The sequence below is a fragment of the Pseudoalteromonas sp. SCSIO 43201 genome, from assembly GCF_023716725.1.
Lineage (GTDB): Bacteria > Pseudomonadota > Gammaproteobacteria > Enterobacterales > Alteromonadaceae > Pseudoalteromonas > Pseudoalteromonas peptidolytica.
Map to the genome: position 1 here is coordinate 3,229,450 of NZ_CP072683.1, position 17,421 is coordinate 3,246,870.

18 protein-coding genes are annotated in these 17,421 nt (G+C 43.6%); 8 read left to right on the forward strand and 10 right to left on the reverse strand.

Annotated elements, in window-relative coordinates; genetic code table 11:
• Nucleotides 1-51: 51 nt before the first annotated feature.
• The 3 genes from zipA to J8Z24_RS14005 form a co-directional block, all read right to left on the reverse strand.
• A complete protein-coding gene (zipA, locus tag J8Z24_RS13995; protein ID WP_147390156.1) occupies nt 52-777 on the reverse strand; it encodes a cell division protein ZipA in 726 nt (241 codons plus the stop codon).
• 17 nt (nt 778-794) lie between these two features.
• A complete protein-coding gene (locus tag J8Z24_RS14000; protein ID WP_252094868.1) occupies nt 795-4,184 on the reverse strand; it encodes an AAA family ATPase in 3,390 nt (1,129 codons plus the stop codon).
• Nucleotides 4,185-4,248: 64 nt separating this feature from the next.
• Nucleotides 4,249-4,983, reverse strand: coding sequence for a TrmH family RNA methyltransferase (locus J8Z24_RS14005; protein ID WP_185745607.1), 735 nt, complete (start codon nt 4,981-4,983; stop codon nt 4,249-4,251).
• Between the two features lie 258 nt (nt 4,984-5,241).
• Between J8Z24_RS14005 and J8Z24_RS14010 the strand changes: the two genes are divergently transcribed.
• Nucleotides 5,242-5,538, forward strand: a complete 297-nt coding sequence (locus J8Z24_RS14010; RefSeq protein WP_125253309.1) for a hypothetical protein — start codon at nt 5,242-5,244, stop codon at nt 5,536-5,538.
• A 105-nt stretch (nt 5,539-5,643) separates the two neighbouring features.
• On the opposite strand, the gene J8Z24_RS14015 is transcribed toward J8Z24_RS14010, so the two are convergent.
• The 5 genes from J8Z24_RS14015 to J8Z24_RS14035 form a co-directional block, all read right to left on the reverse strand.
• Nucleotides 5,644-6,081 (reverse strand): energy transducer TonB, encoded by a 438-nt coding sequence (locus tag J8Z24_RS14015; protein ID WP_252094869.1) that lies wholly within the window; start codon nt 6,079-6,081, stop codon nt 5,644-5,646.
• A gap of 100 nt (nt 6,082-6,181) precedes the next feature.
• A complete protein-coding gene (gene gpsA, locus J8Z24_RS14020; protein ID WP_125253311.1) occupies nt 6,182-7,189 on the reverse strand; it encodes an NAD(P)H-dependent glycerol-3-phosphate dehydrogenase in 1,008 nt (335 codons plus the stop codon).
• 3 nt (nt 7,190-7,192) lie between these two features.
• Nucleotides 7,193-7,678 carry a protein-export chaperone SecB gene (gene secB / locus J8Z24_RS14025; RefSeq protein WP_125253312.1) on the reverse strand — a complete coding sequence of 162 codons (486 nt, stop codon included), beginning with the start codon at nt 7,676-7,678 and terminating at the stop codon, nt 7,193-7,195.
• Between the two features lie 89 nt (nt 7,679-7,767).
• Nucleotides 7,768-8,025: a glutaredoxin 3 gene (gene grxC / locus J8Z24_RS14030; RefSeq protein ID WP_167508272.1), complete on the reverse strand. Its 258-nt coding sequence runs from the start codon at nt 8,023-8,025 to the stop codon at nt 7,768-7,770.
• A gap of 12 nt (nt 8,026-8,037) precedes the next feature.
• Complete coding sequence (locus J8Z24_RS14035) at nt 8,038-8,469, reverse strand: rhodanese-like domain-containing protein (protein WP_125253314.1); 432 nt, start codon at nt 8,467-8,469, stop codon at nt 8,038-8,040.
• A 275-nt stretch (nt 8,470-8,744) separates the two neighbouring features.
• Here J8Z24_RS14035 and gpmM point away from each other — a divergent pair, with 275 nt between their 5' ends.
• The 5 genes from gpmM to J8Z24_RS14060 all read left to right on the forward strand — a co-directional run bounded on the left by gpmM (nt 8,745) and on the right by J8Z24_RS14060 (nt 14,002).
• Nucleotides 8,745-10,286: a 2,3-bisphosphoglycerate-independent phosphoglycerate mutase gene (gene gpmM, locus J8Z24_RS14040; protein ID WP_252094870.1), complete on the forward strand. Its 1,542-nt coding sequence runs from the start codon at nt 8,745-8,747 to the stop codon at nt 10,284-10,286.
• Nucleotides 10,287-10,298: 12 nt separating this feature from the next.
• Entirely contained in the window at nt 10,299-11,444 is a 1,146-nt protein-coding gene (locus J8Z24_RS14045; protein ID WP_252094871.1) for a murein hydrolase activator EnvC family protein, read from the forward strand.
• A 38-nt stretch (nt 11,445-11,482) separates the two neighbouring features.
• Nucleotides 11,483-12,694 (forward strand): S41 family peptidase, encoded by a 1,212-nt coding sequence (locus tag J8Z24_RS14050; RefSeq protein ID WP_147390161.1) that lies wholly within the window; start codon nt 11,483-11,485, stop codon nt 12,692-12,694.
• A gap of 81 nt (nt 12,695-12,775) precedes the next feature.
• Entirely contained in the window at nt 12,776-13,519 is a 744-nt protein-coding gene (locus J8Z24_RS14055) for a divergent polysaccharide deacetylase family protein (protein ID WP_252095640.1), read from the forward strand.
• A gap of 9 nt (nt 13,520-13,528) precedes the next feature.
• The gene (locus tag J8Z24_RS14060; protein ID WP_252094872.1) at nt 13,529-14,002 is read left to right on the forward strand and encodes a GNAT family N-acetyltransferase; all 474 of its coding nucleotides are present in this window, start codon (nt 13,529-13,531) and stop codon (nt 14,000-14,002) included.
• A 21-nt stretch (nt 14,003-14,023) separates the two neighbouring features.
• On the opposite strand, the gene J8Z24_RS14065 is transcribed toward J8Z24_RS14060, so the two are convergent.
• Nucleotides 14,024-14,677 (reverse strand): DUF2987 domain-containing protein, encoded by a 654-nt coding sequence (locus J8Z24_RS14065; RefSeq protein ID WP_252094873.1) that lies wholly within the window; start codon nt 14,675-14,677, stop codon nt 14,024-14,026.
• A gap of 137 nt (nt 14,678-14,814) precedes the next feature.
• On the opposite strand from J8Z24_RS14065, the gene J8Z24_RS14070 reads away from it, so the two are divergent.
• Nucleotides 14,815-15,234 carry a CBS domain-containing protein gene (locus tag J8Z24_RS14070; RefSeq protein WP_125253319.1) on the forward strand — a complete coding sequence of 140 codons (420 nt, stop codon included), beginning with the start codon at nt 14,815-14,817 and terminating at the stop codon, nt 15,232-15,234.
• A gap of 48 nt (nt 15,235-15,282) precedes the next feature.
• Here the strand turns inward: J8Z24_RS14070 and pepB are convergent, their stop codons facing one another.
• Nucleotides 15,283-16,578, reverse strand: a complete 1,296-nt coding sequence (pepB, locus tag J8Z24_RS14075) for an aminopeptidase PepB (protein ID WP_252094874.1) — start codon at nt 16,576-16,578, stop codon at nt 15,283-15,285.
• Between the two features lie 77 nt (nt 16,579-16,655).
• Here pepB and sfsA point away from each other — a divergent pair, with 77 nt between their 5' ends.
• A complete protein-coding gene (gene sfsA / locus J8Z24_RS14080; RefSeq protein ID WP_176033801.1) occupies nt 16,656-17,375 on the forward strand; it encodes a DNA/RNA nuclease SfsA in 720 nt (239 codons plus the stop codon).
• Nucleotides 17,376-17,421 lie beyond the last annotated feature (46 nt).

The following is a 17,421-nucleotide window of genomic DNA, read 5'->3' on the forward strand; positions in this document are numbered from 1 at the left end:
CGTAAAAAGCCACCAGCAAATGCCAGTGGCTTAGTATTTTTCTAGGAGAAGTTAAGCTGCGAATTCACGCACTTTTTCAACATAACCGCGCACAGCTTCAACTGTTAAAGGCTGACGGTCTTTATCTAGCACAGTTGCACCAAACTCTTCAGCAAGCTTTTTCGATGCGCTATGCAGCATATTAAATGCAGCCAAATTATCACCTTCACAAGGTAAAGTCATAAATAGGCTGATCCCACCGGTGTTAAATTGTTCCATGTTATCGATATCAAATGTGCCGGGGTTAAACATATTCACCAAGCGAAATAACACAGGACCATTACCAGATGGCTCTAGGTGACGGTTAAAAAAGCCTTCATCTGAGTATTTAAAACCAAGACTTAAGACAGTTGGTAATAATTTTGATCCAGCCATACTTAATCCCTCAGGCATTTCTACATGCAAAATGATGAAATCCTGCGGTTCTAGCACTGCATCGCTTGCTTCATTGTCTTGCAGATCGCGCTCGTCGGCGTCAGCCTCAGCTGAATTACCTTCGCTTCCAGACTCTAAGACGCCATCAGCAACAGGCTCTTCATCCACCGCACTGAAGGTCATTTCACCAATTTCAGGCTCGTCTGGCTCTTTGTCGGAGTTTTGCGTTTTGGGTTCTTGAGATACCTCCGATGACTGCTTTTCACTGCCCTTCTTTCGAACAGACCAAAGCCCATGAATGAGTAACCCGCCTATGACCAATGCACTGATCACGATTAATGCCCATCTTAACTCTGTGGCCATTGCTCACCTTTTTGTTGTTATGCCTGTGCCATTTGCACTGCTTGTTCTATATCTACGGCAACCATACGCGATACCCCAGGTTCAGCCATGGTCACCCCCGTCAGTCTACCCGCCATTTCCATGGCGACTTTGTTATGACTGATATAAATAAATTGTACCGTTTGCGACATTTCTTCAACCAAACGACAAAATCGTCCTACGTTTGCATCATCAAGCGGCGCATCTACCTCATCCAGCATACAAAAAGGGGCTGGATTCAGCCTAAATATTGAAAATACCAATGATAATGCGGTCAGCGCTTTTTCTCCACCACTTAACAGATGAATTGTCGAGTTTTTCTTACCTGGCGGTCTTGCCATGATAGAAACACCACTTTCAAGCAGATCATCACTAGTGAGTTCAAGGTATGCACTGCCTCCGCCAAATACCTTAGGAAACAACTCAGCTAAGTCTTCATTTACTTGGTTGAAGGTCGCACTAAAGCGAGTTTTGGTCTCTTTATCTATTTTTCTAATTACCGATTCTAACGTGGCGAGGGCATTGCTCAAATCATCTAGTTGCGTATCAAGATACAATTTACGTGCACTCGCCTCTTCAAATTCTTCGATTGCCGCTAGATTTACCGCACCTAATTTACTCAGCTTATTACTCACTTGACTCAAATTAGCTTGGTAATGCCCAAGATTAGCATCTTGTGGTAGCTGCTCTAACTCTGTTTTTAAAGTGCGACCCAGCGCCTCCAAAGGCTCAAGTGCAGCTTGCGCTTTTAGCATAAGGCTTTGTTCATCTAGCTTTAGCTGCTGCAAGGTTCCATTAAGTTTATTAACTTCCCCTCCAGCGTCTTTTAATACCGCTTTCTTTTGACTTAAATTTTCTTTTGCTTGCTTAAGCGCATCAAGCATCGTTTGTTTTTGTGCTTTCGCTTCTAGGTGTTTTACCAATAAGGACTCAATCTCCTCACTGACCTCAGCAAGCGGCTCATCACAAAGTAAAATATCTTCTTGCGCCTGCTCGATACGCAAGGTTATTTCATCATGACGATGCGCTAAATGCTCTAGCTTAGATTTACTAAGCTGTAATTCACTGTCAACTTGCTGTGATGCAAGCGTAGTGGTATGAACTAATTGCTGCGCCTCTTGTAATGCGGCGCGTCGAGATTGACTATGTAGTTTAAACTCAGTCAACTTGGCCTCGGCTAGTTGTTGTATTTCTTGTGCTTGCGCTAGCAACTCATCACGTTGTAATTGCTGTTCCGTATCAAGTTCAAGTTGTGCGATGGCCTCGGCTCGCTCTTGAGCAATAACATCAAGCTGTTCTTGAATTTTTTGTCCTTGCTCACGCCAAGCGCTCAGATTCTCATCCAGCATTTCAATTTTGGTTTTATGGCTGGCGATTGCTTGTGCTTTTTCGTGAACGCATTGCTGTAATTCTAATAAGTCAGCTTGTGTGTCTTCAAGGGCAATACGTTTTTGTGCTACAACCTGCTCGGCCTCTTCGGCGAGTTGTTGCAAATGAGGAAGTTGAGTATGGCATGACTGCAATTGGGCATAGCGTTTTAATGCGCCACTCTCTTCATTGCTTTTCGCCTTTGCCTTAAAGTTATCACCTACAATAATGCCATTGACCGTCACGCCGAGAAGGAATTGTTCACACGATTTAAAATCTGTAGATTCAGCACATAATTTTATTTTAGTTAAAAAGCTGGGGAACAGCCCTGAGCTTATTTTTGTCGCGACGGAATCAACGGGAACTTCGAGTTCGATGGGCCATAACGTATTTATTTCGTTTTGCTCAACGACTAAATGCGTCAACCCAAGCAATGCCGCTTCAACGCATTCTTCATACCCTGACTCAACAACAAGCTGCGATAACATAGTCGCAGCAGAAGCCTCCGACGTTTCCTCTGCCCAGCGTGATAACGCTTTTATTTCAGATTGCACTTCTTGTAAGGCCTGAAGCGCTTTTTGGGCATGAGTCTGTGCCTGTAAGATTTCTCCTTTATTGGTTTGTTCTTGACCTTGCAACATACCAGCTTGGCTTTGTAATTTAGCCATCGCTTGAACCAGCTGATGATGTGCATCCTGAGCGTCAGCCAAGTCATTTTCCAACATAGAGGCGTGATGCGCTTCGGCCTGTTCCAGCAGTTCAGCCTGACGCTTGTCTATATGCAGTTTAGCTTGCTGTTGTTGCGTTAATTGACTTGCTCCTTGCTGTACCTGAGCATGTATTTGTTGATACTGTTTCTGTGCGTCACTATACTGCTTATCTAATTGAGTTTGCTCGGCGTCACGTTGCTCGTTTGTGAGCTGGAGTTCTTCCAATTGCAATAGTGCAATCTCAAGTCGTTCAGAAACTGCATCGACTTTTTCAGCGCGGCTCGCCACATACTCGGCTTGCTCGTCTTGCGCCTCAATTACTTCTTGCTGTTGTGATTTCAGTATTTGAGACTGCTCAATTAGCAGACGCTTTTTATCTGTTAGATTGACTTTCTGTTGCTCAAGCGTTGCTAACTGAGTTTCAATACGGTGAACACTATGTTGCGCTTGCTCATAGCCATCATTCAGGTGGGTAATTTCATGTTCCAGTGTTGCTAGCACAGAGTCATGACCACTGTGAGCCTCATTTAAAAATGCTAACTTTTCATTTAATTTAGCTATTTCGTTCGCTTTTTCCGCTTGCTTCTGCTCCAACGACTGCCACTTTAACACCGCTATCCACGATTTAAGATCACGCTCTTGAGATTTAAATGATTTGTATTCACTGGCCTGTTGAGCTTGAAGTGAGAGCTTATCTAACTGGCCTTGTAGCTCCTTCCTAACATCGAGTAAACGTTCCATATTTTCACGAGTACTTTTAATTCGAGTTTGTGTTTCTCGGCGGCGCTCTTTGTATTTTGAAATACCCGCAGCCTCTTCTAAAAAGACTCTAAGTTCCTGAGGTTTGCTCTCAATAAGCCGCGAGATCATACCCTGTTCAATAATAGCGTAGCTTCTAGGGCCAAGCCCTGTACCAAGAAAAATATCGGTAATATCACGCTTGCGACACTTACTACCATTTAAAAAGTAAAGGGATTGACCGTCTCGGGTAACTAAACGCTTGATAGCAATTTGATTACGATCTGCGAAAGTACCAGGTAACCGGCCTTGAGTATTATCAAAGATGAGTTCAACTGAAGCTTGTGAAATCGGCTTACGTTTAGTGGAACCGTTAAAAATAACGTCTGTCATGGCATCGCCACGAAGGTTTTTGGCTGAGCTTTCACCAAGCACCCAGCGTACAGCGTCAATTACATTAGATTTGCCACAACCATTAGGCCCAACGACACATGTCATCTGATCAGGAAATGGGATCTTGGTTGGCTCAACAAAGGATTTAAAGCCTGCCAGTTTGATGCTGCTCAGTCGCATAGCTTATTCGTATCAATCTTTGTTATTTTTAATAAAAGCACAATTCGTTGCTAACGGCTGTAGCTTAAGCATGGCAGCGTTTAATATTATCAAGAATAATGCCGGTAGCCATTGCCACATTTAATGACTCAGCACCGCCAAATGCAGGGATCGTCACTTTTTTATTGATGCAAGCCGCAATAGGGTCGCTGATACCATGAGATTCGCTGCCCATCACTAATACTGCATTGGGACTAAATTGACACTGATGCACACTTTCGCCACCAAGAAACGCACCATAGCATTCACCTTGATAGTGTTTTAAAAACGCCTCGAGATCGGTTCTCACCACATTAACCCGCACAAATGACCCCATCGTAGCACTGATAACTTTGGGGTTAAATTGATCAGCACAATTTTCACTCACGACAAGCTGCGTCAATCCATACCAATCAGCAAGGCGAATAATGGTTCCGAGATTACCGGGATCTGATACTCCATCTAATGCCAGCACCAGCCCATCAGTATTAATCTCCTGTACCGATGGCATAGGCACAACCGCAATCGCTGCATTATTTGACACTAAAGTGCTTACTTTTGTCAGCACTTCCTCTTCAGCCTCCACGCAGGTAGTAGTGGCGAGCTTGGCTTCATACTTTGTCAAAAATTCACTGGTGGCAAACAACTGCTCGATGGCCAATCCTGCATCAACTAACTCAATCACATTTTTTTCGCCCTGTACTAGATACAGACCATGTTGTTTGCGATATTTTTTTTGCCCTAAAGCACGTAGTTGTTTTTGTTGATTCTTGGAGATCATGTGCACCTCAAAAGTTGGATTGTCCATTATACCTGTTCAGTATCCGATAATACCAATTTTACTTGACCTAAACTTGGGATAGAAAGTGAGTGAGTCAATTAAAATATCCATACTCAAAAGCGTTATATCTCGCTAGCTAGGTGTTATGCCAAGCTCAGGTTATACCAACTCCATTTGAAGGAGCAAATTATCTGCTAGCGCATTAAATCATGAAAGTATGTTATCTTGTGCCAAATAATACAGGGTACAGAGGTTAATATGTCACCTGAGCTAACGCTTATTCTGCTTAATTTTATCCTTCTTTTTATTGCTTACGCTTTCGTCTATCCAAAATTACAAGATAAGTCCTTTGCCAATATCGGCAAACAAGACCTATTGGTGACGGCGGCTTCTTTAATCGTTTCTGGAAGTCTATTTTATGGAAAAGACATTGAATTTTCTTTGGTGTTTTTTGACAGCAACTGGGTAGTATTTACTGTTGTGGTGTTTAGCGTGATGGAGATCCCATTTGGGCTGTGGTTTAAGCGTCGCTTTAACATTAAATTTGGAGAGTGAAGCTCATACTCTCCAAATAGACTTGACCTCGAGTTAACTAACCTGAGGTTTAAATAAAGGATGCTCTAATCCATTATTTTTAAAACATTGAACTGTGGTTGTTGCCTATTCACAGTTTAATTTTGCTTGCGCTTCACAACGCATTTGCGCATCTGCCAAATCCGCTCCGCCCATGCAAAAGTCAATTCTCATCAACTTTTCTTCCCGCCCGCGGCGCTGCCCATCAATAGCAGACCATCGCCAAGTTTTTATAAGTCGTTTAGCGTGCTTAGCCAATTTTTGAGATGGGACGCTAGTAACGTGCTCAATCTCATCAGTGTTGCCATCCGCATCAATCACAACCTTAAATACGCTACACCCTGCGAGCTTACGCTTTGCTAATGCAGCTGGATATATAGGTGTACTATCAGCTTCTTTTTGCCAGATAGCAGTCTCTGTAGATGGGTTTAGCTCTGTTGACTTTACGTCGGCGTATATTGTCTTTGCCGTTGCAGTCCAGCTTGCGGCTACGATTAACATACCTATCAATAATTGAATTTTCATAAATCTTCCTTTTTATAGTATTCAAATAGAGATCCAATCTACTACTTATTGATTAAAAAGCCAAAGTCTAATTGACTTTGGCTTTCACAGGCAGCTTAACTCACTCAGCTCGCTTTTCGCGACCAAGTAACGCCATTGCGGCTTCTTTCACATCTTTTTGCTCATAAAGCACTTGATAGATCTGCTCAGTGATAGGCATTTCGATACCGGTGCGCTTAGCTAGGAGATAAACTTCTTTGGTATTTCGATAGCCTTCAACTACTTGGCCTATACTTGACATGGCTTCATCTACCGACTTCCCAGTACCAAGCGCAAGGCCAAAGCGGCGATTACGTGACTGATTATCAGTACAAGTAAGAATAAGATCACCAAGCCCCGCCATCCCCATAAAGGTTTCAGAACGCGCCCCTAACGCACACCCTAAACGGCAAAGTTCAGCAAGCCCTCGAGTAATCAGTGCCGTTCTGGCATTCGCACCAAAACCAAAACCATCTGACATACCCGCACCAATCGCGATAACGTTTTTGACCGCTCCACCAAGCTGGATACCGATAAAGTCTTCGTTGCTATACACCCTAAATGAGCGTCCGCAATGAAGTAACTCTGCAAGCTCTTCACGGAACTTTGCACAAATAGAAGATACGGAAATCGCAGTGGGTAATCCCGCAGCCATTTCTTTTGCAAAAGTAGGTCCACTTAACACGGCAAGCGGCACATCGTCACCCAACACATCCAGTGCAACCTCTTGTAATAATCGCCCAGTATTTGGTTCGAGCCCTTTGGTTGCCCACGCGACTTTTGCATTTTCAAGTAGCATAGGTTTAATCTTCTTTAGCGTGTCAGCAAAGGCATGACTTGGCACTACCACCAAAATACGTTCGCTAGACTTAACAGCCGTTTCTAAATCAGCCTCAAGGTCAAGCGTGTTTGGAAACTGGATGTCTGGAAGATAACGTTGGTTTTTACGCTCAGCTGCTAGCGCCTCAACGTGTTCGCTATTGCGTCCCCATAATGTCACTTGATGACCATTTCGGGCAAAACAAATAGCAAGGGCGGTGCCATAAGACCCCGCCCCTAATACAGTTACAGCTGATTTTGCTGTACTCATCAATTATGCGTCAGCAGTTTGCTCAGGCTGTGCTTGTGCTGCACGTTGCTGCATATATTGAGCAAATAATGCGTCAAAGTTAACTGGCGCAAGGTTTAACTGTGGGAAAGTACCACGGTTAACTAGGCTTGCTACCGCTTCACGCGCATAAGGGAATAGGATATTAGGGCAGAAAGCACCTAGCATGTGCGCCATTTGCATCTCTTCAAGGTCAGCAATTGCGAAAATACCAGCTTGTTGAATTTCACATAAGAATGCTGTTTCTTCACCAATTGTTGCTGTTACTGTCAATGCTAGTACAACTTCGAATACGTTATCATCAAGCTTGGCAGAACGAGTGTCCATGTCTAGCTTAACTTCTGGCGTCCACTCTTTTTGGAAGATAGCTGGCGAGTTTGGTGTTTCAAAAGACACATCTTTAGTGTAGATGCGTTGAATATTAAACTGTGCACCTTCTTGTTGTTCTGCTGCTTGGTTTTGTTCTGCCATGATTATTTCCTAAATTCTGTTGTGTTTCTGCTAATTCATTAACAGTCATTATTTAAATTACGTTACGCAACTTATCGCTCTTCAATCAATTATGCTTGCAATAAATTGTCGAGCTCGCCTCGCGCTTCAAGCGCCATCATATCGTCACATCCGCCGATATGGCGTTCAGCGATAAATATTTGTGGCACGGTGTGTCCACCATTCGCTTTTGCTATCATCTCATCACGAAGTTCAGGCTGTGCACCAATATCATACTCCGTGTATATAACGCCTTTAGCGTCCAATAGCGCTTTTGCACGGTGGCAAAATGGGCAATAGTCTTTGGTGTAGATCACGACTTGGCTCATCATATACCTCGATTATTTTCCGTTAGAGATTGGTAAACCCGCATTTTGCCATGCGCCAATACCGCCGGATAATACAAATACTTGCTCGAATCCAGCTTTGTGCATGTTATCAGCCACAGCGGATGCTGTCATACCCGTATTACAGACTAATATAATGGGCTTCGATTTATGTTTTTCAAGACCAGCAAAATCTTTTTGCTTAAGCTTTTCAGCATTCACTTGTTCAGCTCCCGCAATATGGCCTTGGTTAAATTCTTTTACCGCTCGCATGTCAAGCACTTGACCTTCTTGACGATTTACTAACAAAGTAAGCTGCTGAGGGTTAATCTGTCTGATTTTAGAGAATTTGCTCTTAAACCAGCTGTTCAGTAGCATCGCGGCTAACACAATCCAAATAATGCTAAGTACCGGATGGTTACCTAAAAACGCAACGTATTGTTCCATTAATTTTTTCAACCAAAAGTTTTCAAATCATTAAGTGGCAGCAAGTATACCCTCTTTATTCTCGACAAAACAGACTTGTTCACATCCGCAAATATCAATTTGTATGCTGATAATTCATCACTGTGGGGCTGAATATTCATACAAAAACAGGTATTCTACTGTCAACAACCAGAGCAGCTTATATCAAGTACCGCAGTATAACTTTTCAATATTATTGCTGGTTTCTAGTTATGAGCCATCAACATCGTGCCTAATTCAGGATTTCAGGAGCGCAAATGACAGCTAAGAAAAAGCCATTGGTATTAATGATTTTAGACGGTTGGGGCTATCGCGAAGAAAGCGAAAGTAACGCTATTTTGGCAGCCAATACCCCAGTATTAGACGAACTCTGGCGCTCAGCTCCTCATACCTTAATCTCTGGATCTGGTCTTGATGTCGGCCTACCTGATGGCCAAATGGGTAACTCTGAAGTTGGCCACGTAAACCTAGGTGCAGGACGTGTGGTTTATCAAGACTTCACTCGCATTACCAAAGCAATTGATGATGGTGAGTTTGAACACAACCCCGCACTGGTTGAGAATATCGACAAAGTGGTTGCTCAAGACAAAGCGGTTCACCTAATGGGACTTCTAAGTCCAGGTGGTGTTCACAGTCACGAAGACCATATTGTTGCAGCGATAAAATTAGCCGCTGAGCGCGGAGCCACTGTATATCTACATGCCTTTCTAGATGGCCGTGATACGCCGCCACGCAGCGCACAAGCGTCAATCGAAAAGATAGAAGCCCTGATGCAGTCTTTAAACTGTGGTCGACTCGCTTCTATTGTTGGTCGCTACTACGCAATGGATCGCGACAACCGCTGGGATCGCGTTGAATTAGCCTACAATCTAATGGTCAGTGGTGAAGCTGAATTTACCTACCAAAACGGTGTTGAAGCATTACAAGCTGCCTACGCACGCGATGAAAATGATGAATTTGTAAAAGCATCTATTATCGCTGCTGAAGGTGAGTCTGCCGCGACTATCAATGATGGTGACACAGTTATTTTTATGAACTTCCGAGCTGACCGAGCGCGTCAGATGACCCGTGCTTTTGTTGATGCTGACTTTAATGGCTTTGAAAAACGCAAAGCGCCAAACCTAAGTGCTTTTGTGATGATGACGGAGTACGCTGCCGACATTAAAGCACCTATCGCTTTCGCGCCCGAAGCTTTGGTCAATGTCCTAGGTGAATGGCTAGCTAAACACAACAAAACTCAGCTACGTATCTCAGAAACAGAAAAATATGCTCACGTTACCTTCTTCTTTAGCGGTGGTCGTGAGGACTTATTTGAAGGGGAAAAACGTGAACTTATTCCTTCACCACAAGTGGCCACATACGACTTACAGCCTGAGATGAATTCAGAAATGCTAACTGATAAATTAGTGTCAGCTATTCATAGCGGTGAATTCGACGTGATTATTTGTAACTATCCAAATGGTGATATGGTTGGGCACTCTGGTGTATTCGAAGCTGCTGTAAAAGCATGCGAAGCCGTAGATAAATGTATTGGCCGTGTGGTTGCTGCGCTAAAAGAAAGTGGTGGTGAAGCATTAATAACAGCAGATCACGGCAATGCAGAGCAAATGCTTAACCCGAAGACAGGTCAAGCTCATACCGCTCACACCAGCGAGCCAGTACCATTTATTTATGTTGGTCGTGATGCAGAGCCACAAGCAGGAAAAGCACTAAGCGACGTTGCGCCGACAATGCTACATTTACTTGGCATGGAGCAGCCTAGCGAGATGACGGGCACTCCAATAATGCGTTTAAAATAGCGGCTCACTTTTATGCCGTTAAAAACGACGCTCTCTTATGCTGCACTACTCAGTGCAGCATTGTTAATGTTAATAGCTCCTGTTAGTGCCAATGAGTCACGCACTAAGCAAGATTTAAGCGAAGTACAGCAGCAGCTTAAAGCCAGCCAACAAGCGCTCGAAAAACAGCGCAGTACAATTAAGTCACAAGAAGCTAAGCTCAAAGCGTTTGAACTTGATATAGCAAAAAGTGCCAAAGCAGTCTCGCTCACTGAAGCCGGTATTAAAGAGAATAAAACAGAGCAAACGACATTAGAACGACAAAAAGACGCTCTTTTAAGTGATAAAAGCAAGTTTGAAAAGCAGCTCGCAGCTCAGTTAAAAAGCGCTTACATGACTGGCTCTCATGATTACTCAAGAATGTTACTCAATCAAGAGCATGCAACCAAGCTAGAGCGCACGATTGCTTACTACGATTATTTAAACAAAGCCAGAATTGAGCAGTTAGAGCAGCTTAAAGTCGTTCGCCAAGCCTTAGCCAATACCCAAGCCGAACTCACACGCAGCCAATCCCAGCTTGAGGCGCTGAGACGTCATCAAAAAGAACGCCTTGAAGCTCTGAGAAAAGCCAAACAAGCACGGCAGAGTCAACTTGCGGACTTACACAATCAACTCAAAGAAACGCGTTCAGCAATAGCCTACCTCAAAGAAAATGAGCAAACTTTGATCCAAACGTTAGCAGAGCTTGCTAAAGCTCAGCAAGCTGCCGAAATACGACTAGATGGCTTGGCGCAATTAAAAGGCAAGCTACATCTACCGGCGAAAGGGCGTATTCAACATCGATTTGGCCAACGTAAGCATGCTGGAATGAATTGGAAAGGCGTACTAATAGGAGCAAAAGAAGGTGCAGACATAACCAGTGTCGCTCCAGGGCAAGTCGTATTCGCCGATTGGTTAAATGGCTTTGGCTGGGTCATGGTACTGGATCATGGTCATGGCTTTATGAGTCTGTACGGTCATGCCCAAACACTGTTGTTTGATGTTGGCGATCAAGTTCGCAGTGGCGAAGTTATCGCTTTAGTTGGACAAAGCGGCGGACAAAGAGATCCTGGTCTATACTTCGAGATACGGCATAAAGGAAGCGCTGTCGATCCGATAAAATGGTGCAGATCCAGTTAACTGATTAACCCGTGCTGCACCTTGATGAGGAGCAGCACATGAATAGACAAACTCGTTTCTATGCGCTTGCGGCACGCTATGTCGCACTGTTAGGTATTTTACTGTTACTAAGCTTTAGCGCGCTAAGTCAAACACCTGCAAAAAAGTTTTCCGCTCAAGAAATGGATGAGATCCTTTATCATATCCATACCTATTACGTTGAGGATTTACCACTTAGCCGTTACAACCAAAGTAACCTTTCCAGTTTGTTTGACAACCTAGATCCTTACTCTAAATATTTAGATTCAGAAGAATTAGAAGCCATATTCAGCGCTGCAAACGGTCGCTATACAGGGCTTGGTATTGAAGTAGAAGAACAAGGGAATTATGTAACCATTGTAGATACGCTCCCTAATTCTCCGGCAGAGATAGCTGGTATTGAGCGCGGCGATAAGCTCTCATTGATTAATAACATTGACGTCACCGGAAAGACAATAGCCGAAGTTTCCGCGCTACTAAAAGCTGCTAACAAAAACCAGCTGCAGTTGGTGGTACTAAGAGGCTCAAGCGCAGTCAATATCGCATTAAAACGACAAGAGATCGTGCTCGAAAGTGTTGCCAGTAAACTACTCAAAGATGGCACCGGTTTTTTGAGTGTAAATAGCTTTAATCACCATACGTACCACGATGTTGCGAGACAAATAAACTACTTACAGTTGCAATATGGTGACGCCTTGAAAAAGCTCGTCATTGACTTAAGAGATAACCCAGGTGGAACTTTAAACAGCGCGGTTGCAATATCAGATTTATTTCTGGACAGTGGCACAATAGTCACAACTAAAGGGCGCTTCTTCGATGCTAATCAAGCCTACTTCGCAAGACAAGGAGACATACTCAATGGTGCCCCTATTGTGGTGTTGATAAACAACAACTCAGCCTCTGCTGCTGAAATATTGGCAGCTGCGCTAAAGGATAATAAACGAGCACTGGTTGTAGGGTTGCGCTCATATGGTAAGGGCTCAGTGCAGTCTCTTATCCCTATCGGAAATGGCACCACCGCACTAAAATTAACCACAGCCAGATATTATACGCCCACAGGGACATCAATAGAGGGCACGGGTGTAGAGCCTGATGTATATTTCACCAAACAAGCGCTTTCCCTGCTCGATAAAAGCGCTATAATCACTGGTGAAGAATCCATCAAAAAAAATGGCATTGAACAACTTGCATCACATTGGCCAAAGGCGTTTGCATTAGTTCAATCACAATAATGAAAAGCCGCTAAGTAAGGCGGTAAACTACAACAATAAGATCGTGTGCTAATAAAAATTATCGGGTTAATGCTGGCCTGTATAACATTCGCAGTGCCAGCAAAACAATTTGCTATTGTGATTGATGATATTGGAAATCATCAACGTGATTTAGAATTACTCTCTCTACCAGGTGGGATCACTTTTTCGATTCTGCCTCACACGCCTTATTCTCAGCAATTTGCATTTGCCGCCAGCCGTCAACAGCGAGAACTCATGCTTCATGTTCCTATGCAGGCAAAAGACCCTAACAAGACATTAGGGCCCGGCGCTTTAACGGTAGGTATGGAAAAGTGGCAGCTCCAAATGACACTTGGTAACGCATTATCTACCCTGCCCCAAGTAAAGGGTGTGAATAATCACATGGGGTCAGCATTAACAGAACAAATTGATCCCATGAAATGGACGATGGAAATACTAAAAAAACGTAGTCTATACTTTTTAGATAGCCGTACCACCAGCCACAGTCAGGCGCAGTATGCAGCCAACCTATATGGAGTAAAAAACATCGCTCGACAAGTCTTTTTGGACAATGATGTATCCGCTGTTGCACTTAATACCCAGTGGCAAAAGATGCTTAAATTACTTGAAAGCCATCAACAAGTTATTATTATTGCACACCCATACAAGGAAACAGCTGCATTCCTTGCAACCAAATTAGCTGAGCTTGAAAGTACTGACATCGAATTAGTTCCTGTGTCTCAACTGGTTGAACAAAAATACGTAAGACTGGCGAAAACTGCTGAGCAACATGCTATTTCCGGACAATTACGACTTCAGGAATAAAGACTAACAATGATTACCATCAGACAGTTTCAATGCGGCGAAGAAGCCGTATTACGTAAGCTTATGTTTGACACGATACGCTCTGTCACTATCAAGCATTACTCCGATAACCAAGTCAAAGCATGGGCACATAGCGACATAGCTGATGAGAGCTGGCAAGACCGATTAAGGAGTAATCAGCCCCTTGTGGCCGTGCTGAACGGTAAAATTGTTGGTTTTGCTGATATCCAAGCTAACGGACTGATTGATCACTTTTTTTGTCATGCAGAACATCAAGGCCAAGGCATAGGGAAAGCACTTATGCTCGCACTTTTAGAACACAGCAGAACAACCAACATAACGCGCTTATTTTCCCATGTTAGCAAAACGGCTAAGCCTTTCTTCGAGCGTTTTGGTTTTGATGTGATAAAAGAACAGCAGGTGAATGTTCGTGGCGAAGTGCTAACTAATTACCTAATGGAAAAAGTTATGCTTACCCGCTAGCAGGCATAGAAGCCCTCTTCTCTAGTCAATGGGCGCAAACTGTTTTGGTAAAACACTAAATTGCAAGGATGGGTTTTGCTGCATCCATTTTTTCTTATTAGGAATTTGGATCTTAAACTCATCATCCGTCATAAACTGTTGAGTTTTACCTTTTGCATCCACAAACTGAATTGATGCAGGTTCAGAAAATGTAAATTCCAGTTCATCAAAATTAGGAGCAAGCCAAGACAAACTGCCTGCCATCAGCTCAACAAAAGCGTCCATATCCTCCAAAAGGATAAACAAATCGCGATATTTAACCTGCTGTCTAGTCAGCGGCGCTATATCGGTATTAACCATAATCGCAACAGCGTCTTTTTCTTGGTTGATCACTAAGTTGACTTCATCTGCGCGGGGCTGCGGTAGAATAGGCAAATCGATATTGCCATCTTTATCTATGGTGCCATTGGCAATGACTTTACCATCGTGCTCGAGCCAAAGTTTAACCTCTTCTAGTTTGAGCTCTGGCTGCTTCACTTCTACGGTAAATTTAGACAAGATATATTGCGACTGCGCTTTGTTAGCAATTAAATCTAGAATTTTATTAATTTCGCCATATTCCACACTTCGCTCGGCTGCAAAAACTGAGTTGCAAAGCAAAATCGCAGCAGTACCTAACATCAGTAACTTTTTCATCGGGTTATCCTTTTTATTGTTATTTTAATAAGAACTAAGGCACGACAAATAGTTCAAAACTTGATCTCAATGCCGTACATTAAAGTCGAATCAAGCTACACTCAATGGTAAGACTGTGTAGTGAAAAGGAGTAACCAATGACTCAAACCGTAGCTGATTTAATGACACCAGATCCATTCGCCGTTAGTGCTGAGAATACCTTGCAAGATGCGCATAACTTAATGAAAGAGAAAAATGTTCGTCATATTCCGGTGATTGACCAAAGCGGTACTTTGGTAGGCATGCTGACTCAAAAGATCATGATTGCCAAAGTCATGGGAATTATGGCCACCTATGGCGCAAATGCACTAGCTCGTAAAGAAAAGCAAACTAAAGTTTTGGATATTATGGCAACAGATTTTGCAAGTGTGCAACCGGATCAATCACTACAAGATGTGGTACGTTTTTTTGTTGATAATCGACATGGCTGTATGCCGGTGGTAGATAAGCAAAACAAGCTGGTTGGCATACTCACATCTTCAGATTTTGTTCGTCTGGCTGCGGCACTGCTGTCTTGAAAATAATGAGGTTGCTCCATGAGCGGAGCAGCCTCAGTTGGTAAGCCGTTATGCTTTTTCTTGCAATGTTCTTGCAACCGTTCTCATACCAAGCGTTGTGGCACCAGCAGACCATTGACCGCCAGCACTATTCTGGAATGAAGCAGCAAGATCAATATGCACCCAGCCTTGACCTTCATTTGGAACAAAACGAGATAAGAAGCCAGCTGCATTAGATGCGCCTCCAAAGCCGCCACCTTTTTGTGCACGACTGTTTGCAGTATCAGCGTATGGTGATGGGCAATTATTTTGGTGCCATTTTTCAAGCGGCAGTGGCCATGCAGCCTCAAACTCCTCGCTAGCGTATTGCTGTACATCATTGACTAATGCTTTATCAAGTCCAAAAAGCGCGTTGTACTCTTGGCCTACGGCGACTAATGCAGCTCCTGTCAGCGTAGCTGCATCAATGATAAGTTCAGCGCCAGTTTCACCAGCAGCCATCAAGCCGTCAGCAAGTACCAAACGACCCTCAGCATCAGTATTCACGATTTCAACTGTGGTACCATTTTTATATGTAAGAATATCACCTAATTTATAAGCGTGACCTGAAATAAGGTTCTCAGCGCAGCATAAGAATAGCTTAACTCGACGGTCAAAACCTCGCTGGATAGCTAAAGCTAATCCTGCTGTTACGGTAGCTGCACCGCCCATATCGCACTTCATTGTAAGCATGCCTTCGCTTGGCTTAATTGAGTAGCCGCCCGAGTCAAACGTGATCCCTTTACCAACCAACGCAGCACTCACTGGTGCCCCGTCATTCCCTGTTGGATTATAGTCCAGTTCAAGCAATACAGGAGGGCGCTCACTACCGCGTCCAACTTCATGAATACCAATCCATTGCTGCTCTAATAGCGCATCACCTTTAATGATCTGGTAGCTCACATGCTCAGGAGCAAGAGACTGAATAAACTCAGCCGCTTTACCCGCCAGGCTCTCAGGGTAAATATCTTCCGCAGTGCCATTGATCATTTTACGCATCCAAGTGGCTGATGACTGCAATGCAGCAAGTTCTTTTAGATCTGACTGATCATTATCAGCAAAAACCACACCATCTAGTGCTTTAGGTGAGACAAACCCCTGATAAAATGCCCATTGTGATTCAGTGCACCACAACTCACCCTCAAGGTGTACTTGTTTAATTCCTTGCTGAGCGATACTACGTGCCGCTTTTTGGATATTTTTTAGCGTTTCATCTTGTTGCAAATGAATTGAAGCACCGTCCTTTTCAAACGACAGGGCCGCACCCGCTGATAAATATGCGGGTTTTGCTGCTTCGCTCAGTCGTACAATAAATTTCTCTGACATTCTATTTTTCACTCTTGTGCTTATACGTGTGCTTAAGTGTACACTAGCCCTTAAATTCACCCAACTGAAAGCGACCAATGAACTTTTCTAGCCAATTACAGCAAGCCACCTTATTAAAACGCTACAAGCGCTTTCTCGTTGATCTACGTACCGCTGATGGCGAGGAATTTACCGTGCACTGTGCCAACACGGGGAGAATGACGAATTGTGCAGACCCTGGGTTTACTGCCTATTACTCAACCAGTGACAACCCCAAGCGAAAATATATTCACTCCTTGGAGCTTACCCAAGATCAAGTGGGTCACTTTATTTGCGTCAACACAGTCGTGGCAAACAAAGTTGCCGTTGAAGCAATAGAGCGCGGGATAATCACGCAGTTAAACGGCTATGATACGCTGCAAACAGAGATAAAGTACGGTGCTGAAAATAGTCGCATTGATATTTTATTAAGTAGCAATGAAAATGGACAACCTCCACACTTATGCTACGTTGAAGTAAAGTCTGTAACTCTACTCGAGCAGCAGCAAGGTTTTTTTCCCGATGCTGAAACGGCAAGAGGCCAAAAGCATTTAAGAGAATTAATCCAAATAAAACAACAAGGCCACCGTGCTGTGCTACTGTTTGCGGCTCTACATACCGGAATTAAGAATGTGAGACCCGCAGCCCATATTGACCAAAAGTACGCAGCATTAATAAAAGAAGCAATCTCTCATGGGGTTGAAATTATCGCCTACCGAGCACACGTTGATGATCGCCAAGTACAATTAATTGAAGAAATTCCTTTTGACTGCGCTTGACTTTTTTCATGCCGCCCACATATAGCCGTGATAGTTTTCTCCCCCA